The 13,290-nt window shown below is 43.5% G+C and carries 12 protein-coding genes, 1 pseudogene and 1 riboswitch; of the genes and pseudogenes, 7 read left to right on the top strand and 6 right to left on the bottom strand.

Going from position 1 to position 13,290, the window contains the following annotated elements:
• Positions 1-51 precede the first annotated feature (51 nt).
• Entirely contained in the window at positions 52-357 is a 306-nt protein-coding gene (locus tag R7P80_RS11115) for a DUF6482 family protein (RefSeq protein WP_005374898.1), read from the bottom strand.
• Positions 358-465: 108 nt separating this feature from the next.
• Here R7P80_RS11115 and R7P80_RS11110 point away from each other — a divergent pair, with 108 nt between their 5' ends.
• The 3 genes from R7P80_RS11110 to gbpA all read left to right on the top strand — a co-directional run bounded on the left by R7P80_RS11110 (position 466) and on the right by gbpA (position 4,458).
• The gene (locus R7P80_RS11110; protein ID WP_225491619.1) at positions 466-1,947 is read left to right on the top strand and encodes a cryptochrome/deoxyribodipyrimidine photo-lyase family protein; all 1,482 of its coding nucleotides are present in this window, start codon (positions 466-468) and stop codon (positions 1,945-1,947) included.
• 80 nt (positions 1,948-2,027) lie between these two features.
• Positions 2,028-2,528, top strand: coding sequence for a fasciclin domain-containing protein (locus R7P80_RS11105; protein WP_225491618.1), 501 nt, complete (start codon positions 2,028-2,030; stop codon positions 2,526-2,528).
• 267 nt (positions 2,529-2,795) lie between these two features.
• Positions 2,796-2,896: riboswitch (cyclic di-GMP riboswitch) on the top strand.
• Positions 2,897-2,994: 98 nt separating this feature from the next.
• Complete coding sequence (gene gbpA, locus R7P80_RS11100) at positions 2,995-4,458, top strand: N-acetylglucosamine-binding protein GbpA (protein ID WP_054574884.1); 1,464 nt, start codon at positions 2,995-2,997, stop codon at positions 4,456-4,458.
• Between the two features lie 53 nt (positions 4,459-4,511).
• Here gbpA and R7P80_RS11095 read toward each other — a convergent pair whose 3' ends face one another.
• Together R7P80_RS11095 and R7P80_RS11090 are read right to left on the bottom strand one after the other, a co-directional pair.
• A complete protein-coding gene (locus R7P80_RS11095) occupies positions 4,512-5,384 on the bottom strand; it encodes a patatin family protein (protein ID WP_005374891.1) in 873 nt (290 codons plus the stop codon).
• 190 nt (positions 5,385-5,574) lie between these two features.
• Positions 5,575-6,217: pseudogene (locus R7P80_RS11090) on the bottom strand (MarC family protein).
• A 194-nt stretch (positions 6,218-6,411) separates the two neighbouring features.
• Here R7P80_RS11090 and nfsA point away from each other — a divergent pair.
• On the top strand, positions 6,412-7,134 hold the full coding sequence (gene nfsA, locus R7P80_RS11085; RefSeq protein WP_005384597.1) for an oxygen-insensitive NADPH nitroreductase: 723 nt from the start codon (positions 6,412-6,414) through the stop codon (positions 7,132-7,134).
• 69 nt (positions 7,135-7,203) lie between these two features.
• On the opposite strand, the gene R7P80_RS11080 is transcribed toward nfsA, so the two are convergent.
• Complete coding sequence (locus tag R7P80_RS11080) at positions 7,204-8,097, bottom strand: hypothetical protein (protein WP_047102404.1); 894 nt, start codon at positions 8,095-8,097, stop codon at positions 7,204-7,206.
• A gap of 458 nt (positions 8,098-8,555) precedes the next feature.
• On the opposite strand from R7P80_RS11080, the gene R7P80_RS11075 reads away from it, so the two are divergent.
• The 3 genes from R7P80_RS11075 to R7P80_RS11065 all read left to right on the top strand — a co-directional run bounded on the left by R7P80_RS11075 (position 8,556) and on the right by R7P80_RS11065 (position 12,464).
• The gene (locus tag R7P80_RS11075; protein ID WP_017820139.1) at positions 8,556-9,674 is read left to right on the top strand and encodes a polysaccharide export protein; all 1,119 of its coding nucleotides are present in this window, start codon (positions 8,556-8,558) and stop codon (positions 9,672-9,674) included.
• Positions 9,675-9,803: 129 nt separating this feature from the next.
• A complete protein-coding gene (locus R7P80_RS11070) occupies positions 9,804-10,244 on the top strand; it encodes a phosphotyrosine protein phosphatase (protein WP_031780905.1) in 441 nt (146 codons plus the stop codon).
• Between the two features lie 51 nt (positions 10,245-10,295).
• The gene (locus tag R7P80_RS11065; RefSeq protein ID WP_170893943.1) at positions 10,296-12,464 is read left to right on the top strand and encodes a polysaccharide biosynthesis tyrosine autokinase; all 2,169 of its coding nucleotides are present in this window, start codon (positions 10,296-10,298) and stop codon (positions 12,462-12,464) included.
• A gap of 65 nt (positions 12,465-12,529) precedes the next feature.
• On the opposite strand, the gene R7P80_RS11060 is transcribed toward R7P80_RS11065, so the two are convergent.
• Positions 12,530-12,901, bottom strand: a complete 372-nt coding sequence (locus R7P80_RS11060) for a hypothetical protein (RefSeq protein WP_017634450.1) — start codon at positions 12,899-12,901, stop codon at positions 12,530-12,532.
• Between the two features lie 7 nt (positions 12,902-12,908).
• Entirely contained in the window at positions 12,909-13,217 is a 309-nt protein-coding gene (locus tag R7P80_RS11055; protein WP_225491617.1) for a monooxygenase, read from the bottom strand.
• Positions 13,218-13,290 lie beyond the last annotated feature (73 nt).

Raw genomic sequence — 13,290 nt, 5'->3', positions numbered from 1 at the left:
TTTAGCGAGCTGCCGTAAGGTGGCTCGCTTTTACTACGCACCAATACTCTTTCAATACAATTTTGTATCCCTCACCAATACCTCTAGTTGATTGTCTCTTTTGCCTTCGGGTAGCCCCACCATTTCATCATAAGCACTTTGATGCACTAGAACCTGCTTATTTGCTTTGATATTCCTGCACTTCTTTTGCATCTCGATCAGGGAATGAGCCCTCAAAAAGATACCGTTGTCATCAGTGATAAATTGCGCTTCTCCATCAATCACGACAGATGCCTGGTACAATGCGAGATCAAGCGAATGAATGACCAATTTGTCTACATAGAAGTATTTTTGTAACTTACTCAATGGTATTGCCATGTGTCACCTCCCTGAAAGTTACCTCTACGTTTTGTAGAATAAAACCGATCATTGGATGAGATTTCTTCGGTTTACTTGCGTACAACATCGGAAACAAAGAGGATTCCGATGCAAACAATCAATGTCGTGTGGTTAAAGCGAGATTTAAGGCTGACTGACCATCAACCACTAACTCAAGCATTATCAACAAAGCACCCAACTGTGCTTTTGTATATTGTTGAACCATTGCTATTGAACAACCCACACTATTCTGAGCGCCACTGGCGATTTGTTTGGCAATCACTGCAAGACATGGATGAAACGCTCAAAGCGTATGGGCATCGAATCACGGTGCTGTTTGACGATGCCTTAGCATGTTTCCAATCAATTCAAGCGCAATATCAAATCAACGCTGTTTTTTCTCACCAAGAAATAGGACTCAACTGCACCTTTGAACGAGACCGACAAGTTGCCGCTTGGCTGTATGAGCAGAACATCGACTGGTTTGAATTCGAACACGGTGCTGTAATCAGAGGTGCAATAAACCGGCAAGGTTGGGACAAACATTGGGACTCTGTCATGAGAGCCTCAATAAGCCCTATTGAGCTCCAAACCGACTTATTGCATTCATTGGATGCAGAAGCTCTCGGCTGTTCGTTTTCGCCACCATCATCCTGGCTATCAAAATGCAAAGGAATGCAAACGGGAGGAAGCCGGCTCGCTTGGAAAACACTAGAGGACTTTTTCCATCGTCGAGGTCGTGATTACTATCGAAGCATTTCTAGTCCCACCGCCTCACGCACAGCCTGTACTCGACTTTCTCCATATCTCGCTTGGGGTAACATATCCTTGCGTGAAGTTTATCAATACCTTTTGAAACACTGGCAAGTCGCTGGGTTTCGTCGCAGCTTAATTGCATTGTCTTCACGGCTTCATTGGCACTGTCACTTCATCCAAAAATTCGAATCGGAATACGACATGGAGTTTTACTGCGTTAATCGGGCTTACGAACCATTGATTAAACAAAGTAGTACTTTCGATGAAGAAAAGTTAGCAGCATGGAAATCCGGGCATACTGGCGTACCTTTGATTGATGCCTGCATGCGCTGTTTGCACCACACTGGTTACATTAACTTTCGCATGCGTGCCATGCTGGTTAGCTTTCTTACTCACCACATGAACATGGATTGGCGAGTAGGTGTAACGCATTTAGCGCAACTGTTTCTCGACTTTGAGCCTGGAATTCATTACCCACAATTCCAAATGCAAGCAGGAGTAACCGGGACTAACACAATCCGTATTTATAATCCGATCAAGCAGGCCCAAGAACATGATCCTAACGGTACGTTCATCTACAAGTGGGTACCTGAGTTACAAATGGTTCCTCCCCCTCTTTTATTCGAGCCCTGGACAATGACCCAGATGGAAGCTGTCATGTATCAATTGCAGCCAGATAGCCGTTACCTTGCACCTATTATCGCACCAGACAAAGCAGCTAAGGCAGCAAGAGAGCGCTTATGGACGTGGCGGAAACGAGCTGATGTGAAACAAGAAGGCAGACGACTTCTTGCGCGACATGTTAGACCCTCAAAAGAAAGTAGGACGCGATGATCATCTTTCAATCACGATGCGTACAAATGCAAACACACTCCAGGGAACCCGTTGTACCCTCAACTAGTAAGGAACACATTATGTTCAAACGTATCTTAGTTATCGCGGCGACACTGATGGCGACATTATCTTTTATGCTTCCCGTTCAGGCTCATGAGCATGGCATGATGAAAGCCGATATTGTCGACGTTGCCGCTGAAAATGGCTCTTTCAATACGCTTGTTGCTGCGGTGAAAGCAGCGGGCCTGGTTGACACTCTCAAAGGGGAAGGCCCATTTACTGTTTTTGCACCAACGGATGACGCTTTTGCAAAACTGCCAGACGGCACAGTCGACATGCTCTTAATGCCGGAAAACAAAGACAAGTTAGTATCTGTTTTGACTTATCACGTCGTGCCAGGGAAAGTGACGGCTGCCGATGTTGTTAAGCTAGACAAAGCGACTACGGTTCAGGGGCAAGATGTGATGATTAAAACCATGGGCGATAAAGTCATAGTTAACGATGCAAATGTCATTGCAACCGATGTGAAAGCTAAAAACGGTGTCATTCACGTGATTGATACTGTCATCATGCCGAAATAACACCATTCAGAGGGCGGTACACTCCGCCCTTTAGACAGAACTTCTTCCACCCTTAGCACGATTCCTCTCCACTTATCCCCACCCCCACTCATTCACCATGACTATAAAAAGGATAAAAACAAAATTAAAATCAATACCTTGCAATACGACACTGCACAATATTGACGAGGTTAAGATATCGTTATCTTTCAATTTGAGAACAGGATTCCATGTCAGTGACGTTTACTTTTCCACATGTAAATTCTTAAGCTAAATTTTGGCTGCTCAATCACATTTCGGCAAACCATTCGAAAGGGTGGGACGCAAAGCTTCCGGTCTGTCAGCATTTAAAAATCTAAAAGAATGCTCATGATAGCGGGGTTACCATGACGCAGTGTTACAGAAGTCCAATTTCTGTAGCGTTGCTTTATGCTCAGCATGCGCCGGGGTGTGACACTAGTTTGTCAGCCATAACAGAGGACATGTGATGAAATCATTTCCAACCAAATCCGTACTCGCGTTAGCACTTGCAAGCATTAGCTCAGGTGCTGCGGCTCACGGTTATGTATCAGAAACCAATGGTGGTGTCGCTGCAAGTCGCTCGGCACTATGTAAGTATCCAACGCCAGATACTAACGAAAAAAATAATAACTGCGGTGCGATTCAATATGAACCGCAAAGCGTTGAAGGCCCTGATGGCTTTCCCGAAACAGGGCCTCGCGATGGTAAAATAGCGAGTGCCGAAACCGCTTTAGCAGCTGCCCTTGATGAGCAAACTGCCGACCGTTGGGTAAAACGTCCTATTCAAGCAGGCACACAAACTTTTGAATGGACATTTACCGCTAACCACGTGACGCGCGACTGGAAATATTACATCACCAAGCCTGATTGGAACCCAAACGCTTCACTATCACGAGACTCTTTTGATCTAACTCCTTTCTGTGTCGTCGACGGCAATATGGTTCAACCCCCGAAACAGGTAAGCCATCAATGTAATGTGCCTACTCGCGAGGGATACCATGTCATCCTGGCAGTATGGGATGTTGGCGACACTGCAGCCTCATTTTATAACGTGATCGATGTGAAATTTGATGGTGACAGTCCCGTTATTCCAGATTGGAAGCAAGGCGGTCAAATTATTCCTACAATGGATTTAAATATTGGGGATTCGGTTTATACGCGCGTATTTGATCAAGCAGGTGAAAACATAGCGTATAGAACTGAACTAGAAATTACCGATGCAGCAATGGGCCAAGCGAAAAACTGGTCTTACGCACTCGCGACTAAGCTAAACCAAGAACAAGCAAAACTGCAAGCTGGGCAGTATGCAGAGGATAAATTCACTCCTGTTTATGGTACTAATCCGGTGTATCTGCAAGCAAATAGCAGCCTTGAGCGAGTAGAGATCGGTTATAACATTGAAACTCCTGTTCCAGAATACTCACTCACAGTAGATGGCTTAGCAGACGAATATATCATTGAGTCAACACCGACAACGTTGGATCTGACACTAACTGCTGAAGGCGATTTAAATGCAGAACTCACCGTTTACAACCACCATCGCGAACCACTTGCAAGTTGGGCAAACGAAATGAAAGACGGCTCGGTAGAGGCGATATCGCTCGCTTTAAGTAAATCGGAGCCGGGTCACCATATGCTCGTAACACGTATTAAGGATAAAGATGGCAACTTGGTGGATCAGCAAACACTCGACTTTCACTTAAAAGAAGAGTCAGTTACTCCACCACCATCTGGTGAGTACGATTTTGTCTTCCCTGAAGGACTATCTAGCTACACGGCGGGCACAAAAGTGCTTGCCAGCGACGGGGGCATTTATCAATGTAAACCTTTCCCATACTCTGGTTACTGTATGCAGTGGAAAGAAAGCGCAAACCATTACGAGCCTGGAATAGGTTCACACTGGGAGATGGCTTGGGATAAAGTCAACTAAATCACCCTTTGAACGTTACGTAAAAAGAGCCTCACGATGAGGCTCTTTTACAATCAAACGCAAAAATGACAGCTTTCTCGGTCTAAACCATGAACACCAGATAAACTAGTGAGATGCGCTCGCCCCTCAATCAGCCCCATTTCATACCCTTCTAGTAAAACGGATTGTCGCATTGATAAGCGCTGAACATGAAAATTATCTGGTGGGGCAATCACCCTAACATGTGTTCCTGGTGGAGGGTTACGAATAAACTCTAATGATTGATTATAGTTATCTGCACGTCTTAACATCGCATCCGCCATTTTGGGGTGCTCCGCAAAAAGTTTCTTCATCAGCCATGTGGTCTTAACTGGCTTTTTGGCATAATTCAGTGGGTGAGAGAGTACTACGGTTATGTCGCGAGCCCCTCGACGATAAGCCTCACGCACTGGGATAGAATCAGCGACCCCACCATCGGTATAACAACCGCCAGAAAAACAAGGGGTATGCTTGTAGGCAATCGGTAATGCTGTTGTCGCTTCAATCGCATGGTGAAAATTATCACGTGTCACGCGGTAATAATCTGCCTGCCCTGTATCTACATTTGTTGTCGCTGCGAGAAAAGGAACGCCATTAAACAGTTTATTTTCATCGACGGGATACAAGCGATTAGATTCTTCAAACAGCCACTTCACATCGATGAGGTCCCCACCTTTAACGAAGCGAGTCGGGTCAAAAAAGCGTTTGCTTGTGGCCAGCTTAGTAATGACGTTAATACTGCGATGCGGGTAGTCGGTCAAATACCCAATCAAATTTGATGCACCAGCAGATACACCGATTGCAAAATCAAACGGTTTATAACTCTGCTCTAAAAACGCATCTAACACTCCGCTTGCGAAGACGCCTCGCATCGCGCCACCTTCTACTACAATTGCTTTTGTTGCCATATTTCCCCCATTCTCCTTGCCAAAAGAGTAATGAAATTCGTGCAATCACAACAATTGAATATTCTTATTATTGAAATAGGTGAAGTCTATTTATTTCTCTCTTAGAAAATGAAAACTAAAGTTCAAAAAATCCGTACCCGTTAGAAATGTAATTGCGGGTTGAACCAAGGTGGCAATGCCTAAGAGAAATCTAGGAGAAAACCGTTTTATAGGCTTCGCCCGCGCCATCAATGAACATTTGAGTACCAATAACCGCTAGAATTAAGCCCATCATTTTAGTCACAACATTTAGAGCACTTGGTCCAACCGCTTTGACCAATTTGTCTCCAAATAAAAACAGTACATAGGTGATCACACAGAGGACAGCGAAAGAAACCGATAGTAATAATGGTTTGATCGAAACCACCCGCTGTCGCAAAGTTCATCGCGGTAGCAATCGTTCCAGGCCCAGCTAATATTGGCATCGCCAGTGGAGACACTGCAATACTCAATGCCGCCCGTTGCTGAGCTGGTGAATACGCCTTCTCTTTGGTTTTCTGATGCGTCGAATCACCTTGAAGCATGTTAAAACCTATCAAAAACACCAAAATACCGCCTGTTATTCGCAATGCATAAAGCGTGATACCAAACAAATCAAAAATTAACTTACCGGCAATAGAAAATATCGCGATGATAATAAATGCAATAAAAACCGAGCGGAGCGCAATGGAACGGATGGTTTCTTTATCTTCATCAGCAGTTAAACTCAAAAAGATGGGAATATTGGCGATAGGGTTCATGATGGCAAAGAAGCCCATAAACACCGTAACTGTATGAACAATGAGTTCTTTCATATATTCCACTGCATTTAAATTATTGATTCTAAAAACAGTATATACGCTCTCAAACAGAACGAGTGGTGTAATCTCGAATCGTCTTCACACTTATGCGCCAAGCATTGTTTTTCTTTTGAGATAGTTTACCGACTCATCAAATGTCGCTAAGGTGAGTCTTCAGCCTTTAACGTAACAGGGGATGTTAAGTCACCATGAACAGCACGATTCAAACAATTCTCAATCACCGCTCAATTCGAAAATTCACCTCACAACCGATTGAGAGCGAACAATTAGATGCCATTCTTCAAGCCGGCCTTGCGGCGTCCTCATCAAGCATGTTGCAAGTCGTTTCAATTATTCGCGTGACCGACAAAGAAAAACGTACGCTATTAGCTCAATATGCCGGAAATCAAGGGTACGTTGAAAGCGCGGCTGAGTTTTTGGTGTTTTGCATTGATTACCAACGCCACGCCAGTATCAACCCAGATGTTCAAGCTGATTTTACCGAGTTAACGCTAATAGGCGCTGTAGACTCGGGCATCATGGCACAAAATTGCTTGCTTGCGGCGGAGTCGATGGGACTAGGAGGTGTGTATATTGGTGGTTTACGAAACAATGCCCAAAAAGTAGACGAATTATTAGGTTTACCTAAAAATACCGCCATTTTATTTGGTATGTGTCTTGGTCATCCAGATCAAGCCCCTGAAGTAAAACCTCGCCTACCTAAGCATGTCGTGGTGCATGAGAATCAGTATCAAGACCTAAACTTGGATGATATTCAGACGTATGACCAAACTATGCAAAACTACTATGCAAACCGTTCGAGCAATCAAAAACAGAGTACTTGGTCGCAAGAAGTCACCAGTAAACTGGCTGGCGAATCACGTCCGCACATCCTGCCTTACTTAAACAGAAAAGGGCTCACTAAAAGGTGATGACTACAGTACGATAGGATCAAAAAAGGCCTCTGAAGAGGCCTTTAGAATTTATCAGCAAAAACTTGCTTAGTTACCGCCTGAACCGCCTGATGGTGGAGCAACCGGATCAACTGGCTTACCAGGCTTCGCATCTGGAACTGGTGGAACGGTAGGTTTGATTTGGTCTACAGGCTTACCTGCAGCAATGTCTTTTTCAACCTGCTCAACAACGTTCTTCGTATCTTCTTCAGAGATTTCTACGTAAATCACTTCTTCAGAATCCGCGCCTGCTTTAGGGTAATGCGGGTATTTCGCAATCACTTCTTCTGCCATTGATTTTGCAGCTACAGCCACGGCTTCAGGTGCAGCTGTTGGGTTCGCTTTAATGATATCAGACACGATATTTGCCGTAGCAACTAGCTTCGTAGCAAGTTCACTATTGCCGCCTTCACTTTGAAGGTTAGCAACTACAGACTCTGTATCACGAAGGATTTCGTCAACTGTTTTACCACTTGCATTGATATCGATACCTAAATTGGCAAATACTTTTTCAGCAGTATCTGATGAGTATACCTCTCCGTCATCTAGAGAGTTAGCTACCAACGTTGTAAATGGAGAACCTGTAACTAAAGAGTCAGCTTGGGCAAGACCTTTAGGAATCTTGTAATCAGACGTAATAGGTTTTCCGTTAGATGCATCTACACTCTTATCAGTATGCTTCAATGTGAAAGTACATTCACCTGGTGCACTCACTACGTCGATATGGCTAATGCGAGCTTTACCAACCATGCCTTCATAGTTTGTTGTTAGCTCATCAGCCTGACCTTTTAAGTCTCCACCACAGTCATAAGATACTTCCATGCCGATAACAGCTGGGTCATAAGCCTGTACTGAGTATGTTTTTACCTCAGGATCGCTGTCACTACCACAACCTGCTAGTAGAACAGCAGCCACACTTGCCGTTAAAAGTTTGATTTTCAAAATTAGCTCCAATATTTGTTGTTATATCCGACCGCAACACGAAGCATAACGGCAGTTGCATATAGTGTAAATAGGATGCATACAACTTTGGCATGAGTTTTTTCACATTACTGCCTGTTTGCTTGTGCAAAATCATGCATTCATCTCAATAACGCTAAATAGACACAATTTTGTCATGTATTCGTCAGTATTTTTTCGAGTAACTTGTTGCCTTTATTGCAACCAGATGGATAATAGTTGACTATTTTTTGTGGGTCGGATTTTCACACCTTCATTAATAAAACTAAGAGCTCTAAGTCGCTAGCAGCCATTTGGAGTGTTTATTACACAAATAATTCTGAATGGACTCGCTTTCTAAAGGCTTAAAACTGCAGTAAATCGTCAATATTGATGAAACTCAGTTCAATTAGAATGAATCAATTTCAGTCGGCAAACTTTCTTTCGGTAGTTATAAACCAATGAACACATTTAATAAATTTTTGGGGATATCAGTACTTCCAATCCTTCTTACAGGGTGTACTTTGCCTGGTAGCCACCTTTCGGTCAGTGACAAAACAGTCATGAGCACTGAATCGAGTGATATAGAGTCTCAGGTTACCGTTTATCCCTTAACTTTGGAGCGCGTAACGTCTTTAAATTCAGTGGACCCTTTTTCAAAACCAAACCCAGAGTTAGATATTGAAATCGCAAAATATGAATACGAAGTAGGACCTGGCGATATCCTAAATATCACTATTTGGGATCACCCAGAGCTAACGATCCCAGCGGGCTCATACCGAAGCTCAGCCGAAGCGGGTAACTGGGTGCATTCGGATGGCACGATCTTCTACCCTTACATAGGTGTCGTACATGTTGAAGGCAAAAACGTACGTCAGATTCGTGCAGACATTGCAAGCCGCCTTGCAAAATACATTGAGAGCCCACAGGTCGATGTAAGCGTTGCGGCATTTCGCTCTAAAAAGACTTATGTAACTGGCGAAGTTAACAAGCCAGGACAACAACCAATTACAAACATCCCCCTTACACTTCTAGATGCTGTGAATAGAGCTGGCGGACTGGCTGCCGAGGCTGATTGGCGTAATGCGACACTGACACGCAATGGCGTTGTTGAAAACGTCTCTTTGTATGCTCTGATGCAACAAGGCGATTTAACTCAAAACCGCCTTCTAAAGCCTGGTGATATTGTTCATATTCCTCGAAACGATGCGCAAAAAGTATTTGTTATGGGCGAGGTTAACGATCCGAAATTACTCAAAATTGATCGTAGCGGCATGAGCCTTACTGAGGCTCTTAGCAGCGTTGGTGGTATCAGTGAAATCTCCGCAGATGCTACCGGTGTGTTTGTCATCAGACGTTCAAAAGAAGAAGCTAAAATGGCGGACATTTATCAGCTAGATGTTTCTGACGCTTCTGCTTTGGTGATTGGTACTGAGTTTGATCTCAACCCTTACGACATAGTCTATGTGACGGCTGCACCTGTTAGTCGTTGGAATCGTGTGATTGCTCAGCTCGTTCCAACCATTTCCGGCTTTAATGAACTAACTGAAGGTGTACTACGAGTACGCACTTGGCCGTAAAACAACGTGCCGCAAGAAACTTATCTCTTGCGGCACGTAATCGATAGCTACTCAGCTCAATTGCGCAATATAAAGAAGCCAGCAATTCAGTTGAGATCATAAGCATACAATTTAAAGTAGGGTAAGCATTTGTTTTCTAATATTCTTGTCGTCTGTGTCGGTAATATTTGCCGCTCTCCAACAGGAGAGCGGCTTTTGCAGTCTTTACTACCAAACAAACATGTCGCATCAGCAGGAATCGCAGTAGATAAGAGCCATCTAACGGGAAAAGCTGCTGACGAGATGGCAACCACTATCGCGAACGAACATAGCGTAAGCTTAGATGGACACGAAGCACGACAATTAACACCTGAGCTTTGCGCTCAATACGATCTGATATTGGTTATGGAAAAAGGTCATTTAGAAGCCTTAACCAAAATCGCTCCTGAGGCACGAGGTAAAACGATGCTGTTTGGACAGTGGATAAATGAACAAAACATCCCTGATCCATACAGACAAAGTAGAGAAGCTTTCGAACATGCATATACGCTTATAGAAAAAGCAGCAAAAGCGTGGTCTCAAAAACTATAAGCCGCAAGGCTAAATAAACGCCAATGGCAAGGTATTTAAGAAGTTAAAGTAATGACAACACAAACTATTAAGCAATCACGTCAAGCCGACGATGAGATCGATTTGGGAAAGTTATTTGGGATCATTCTCGATGCCAAATGGCTCATTCTATGTACCGTAGTCCTATTTTCGATTATAGGCGTCGGCGTTGCCATTCTATCAACACCTATCTATAAAGCTGACGCTCTTATCCAAATCGAAAGTAAGAGTTCAGGTGGTATTTCAGCGATGGTTGGTGATATGGGAGAGCTGTTTTCAGCAGAATCATCAGCGACAACAGAAATAGAGATCATCAAATCTCGTATGATCTTGGGCGGTACTGTTGATAAGTTCAACTTAACGACTGTCGTTTCTCCAAACTACATGCCAATTATTGGTAAAGGCCTAGCTCGACTACAAGGTGAGCAAATCAGTCTGAGCGTTTCACGATTTAATGCTCCTTCTTACGCAGTTGGCGTTCCTTTAACTCTTGAAGTTATTGATTCTGAAAAACAGACGTTCAGGCTCTTAGAAGATAACAATAACGTCATTCTAGAAGGTAAAGTTGGTGAACTGCTTGAGAAGAATGGATACCAGTTTTTGGCGACTGAACTTGTGGCTCAAACTGGTGACTCATTCACGGTCAGCAAAATCAGTAAATTAGATGCAATTAATAAACTTCAAGAAAACTTATCGATTAGCGAACGTGGTAAGCAAACCGGGATTATATCTTTAAGCTTCTCTGGTGAAGACCGCGCTAAGATTCAAGATATCTTGAACGACATTAGCCAAAACTACTTCTTACAAAACGTTCAAAGAAATTCTGCAGAGGCAGAGCAAAGCCTCGAGTTCTTGAAAGGTCACCTCCCAGACATCAAAACAAAACTGACCGCTTCTGAAGACGTTTTAAATCGGTTCCGTCAAGAAAATGAATCTATCGATTTAGGCCTTGAAGCTCAGTCAACGCTGAAAGTAATGGTTGAGTTAGAAGCACAGCTAAATGAGCTTACATTCAAAGAAAGTGAGATCAGCCAACGCTTCACACAGGATCACCCAGCTTATAAGTCGCTACTTGATAAACGTGAAACACTACTAAAAGAGAAAGAACGTCTTAATAAACAAGTTCAAAAGTTACCGAAAACACAGCGTGAAGTTCTACGTATGACACGCGATGTAGAAGTAAACCAACAAATCTACATCCAACTATTGAACAAGGTTCAAGAGCTCAACATTATTAAAGCCGGAACAGTTGGCAACGTTCGAATCTTAGATAACGCTCAATCTTTCTCTAAGCCAATCAAGCCGAAAAAAGCGCTTATTGTTGTGCTAGCAACACTGCTTGGCGGTATGGCAGGCGTGGCTTTCGTATTAATTCGTGCAGCATTCCACCGTGGTGTGGAAACACCAGATCAAATTGAACAGATTGGCATGCCAGTTTACGCAAGCGTTCCAAAATCTATTCAACAACTGGAATTTGCAAACAAGCTTAAGCGCAACAAAGGCAGCAACAATGAGCTAGTCCTTCTAGCGGAAGCTAACCCAGCCGATCTTTCCATTGAGGCTCTACGTAGTCTTCGCACTAGCTTGCACTTTGCAATGATGGAAGCGAAGAATAACGTTCTTATGATTTCAGGTCCTGCACCATCTATCGGCAAAACATTTGTATCGACCAACTTTGCGGCCGTCGCTGCGAAAACCGGTCAGAAAGTGCTGCTTATTGATGCGGATATGCGTAAAGGTTATTTGCAGCAATGCTTCGGTCTACGCTGGGACAACGGTCTTTCTGATTACTTGAGCGGTAAGACATCCCTTAGCAACATCATTAAATCTACATCCATTGATAATTTAGATGTTGTGACTCGCGGCCAAGTACCACCAAATCCGTCAGAACTTCTTATGCACCCTCGCTTCAAGAGCTTTGTTGACGAGATGTCTGCACAATACGATCTAGTCATCATCGATACGCCGCCTGTACTCGCAGTTACCGACCCAAGCATTGTTGGCGCGCTTGCAGGAACAACTCTGATGGTCGCTCGTTTTGATCAAACGACTTTGAAGGAGATTGAAGTCGCGCAAGGTCGCTTCGAGCAATCAGGCGTTGAAGTTAAAGGTGTGATTCTCAATGCAGTTGAGAAAAAAGCATCTAACTCATACGGCTATGGATACGGCTACTATAACTACGCGTACAAAAGCGAATCATAACTTGAATTTAGATCGCTAATTAAACCAAATATGACAAAGCCCTGCTAGAAACAGCAGGGCTTTTTCTATTGCACTCTTAATTGCTTGTACGTAATCAAACTAAGCAAGACAAAGAATATTGGGTCACTCCAACCAAAACCGACAAATACTCCGATAATGCCGGCATAGGTAGTAATCACTGCCCCTAAGCCATTAGTAATCAATAATGCTTTAAACAGCTGTTTCGCAGTATGCCCTGATTCCACATTACGTAACATCAAACTCACCGCTGCGATTCCACCTAAAAAGATCGAAGTATGCTGCGATAAAAACAGCGCGTACTGGTCGTTAATTTGTACTCCATACATCGGCCACATTATGGTTGGTACAAAAAACAACGCAAAAGCGAATACCGTATATACGACACCATGAACGGTTAGAAAAGTGCGGTTGGTCATCATCTCCTTATCCTCTAATAGGCCCTTGATTGAGCGTCGTTAACGGCACATTGATATCGAAGATTTGACCTCGTACTTCGACTACGCCCTTTTTTCGTAAGCGTGCGGCATGCATTTCGAGATAAGCTTGCGCCGTGGCTTCATCTTCAAAAAGATAGATACCACCACCGAGTTTGTCTTTTTCGTTTTCCGTCCAAATTTTCCAAATCATGCCCGGCTCTTGGTTAATCGACTTAGCTAAGTCGACCAAAGCATTCGACATCTCTTCACCAAACGGACCATGAAATTCAAAATCAACTTGCAATAATTTCGCCACCTTGGGTCTCCTCTTCTTAATTGACTCGCTTTCGATGACAAGATTATTGCCTTTATAAAACTGACAAAAAAGT

The organism is Vibrio sp. 2092, from assembly GCF_033339635.1.
GTDB classification, from domain to species: Bacteria; Pseudomonadota; Gammaproteobacteria; order Enterobacterales; family Vibrionaceae; genus Vibrio; species Vibrio alginolyticus.
Note: the sequence above shows the minus strand (reverse complement) of the source record. Positions and strands in the feature narration are given on the sequence as shown.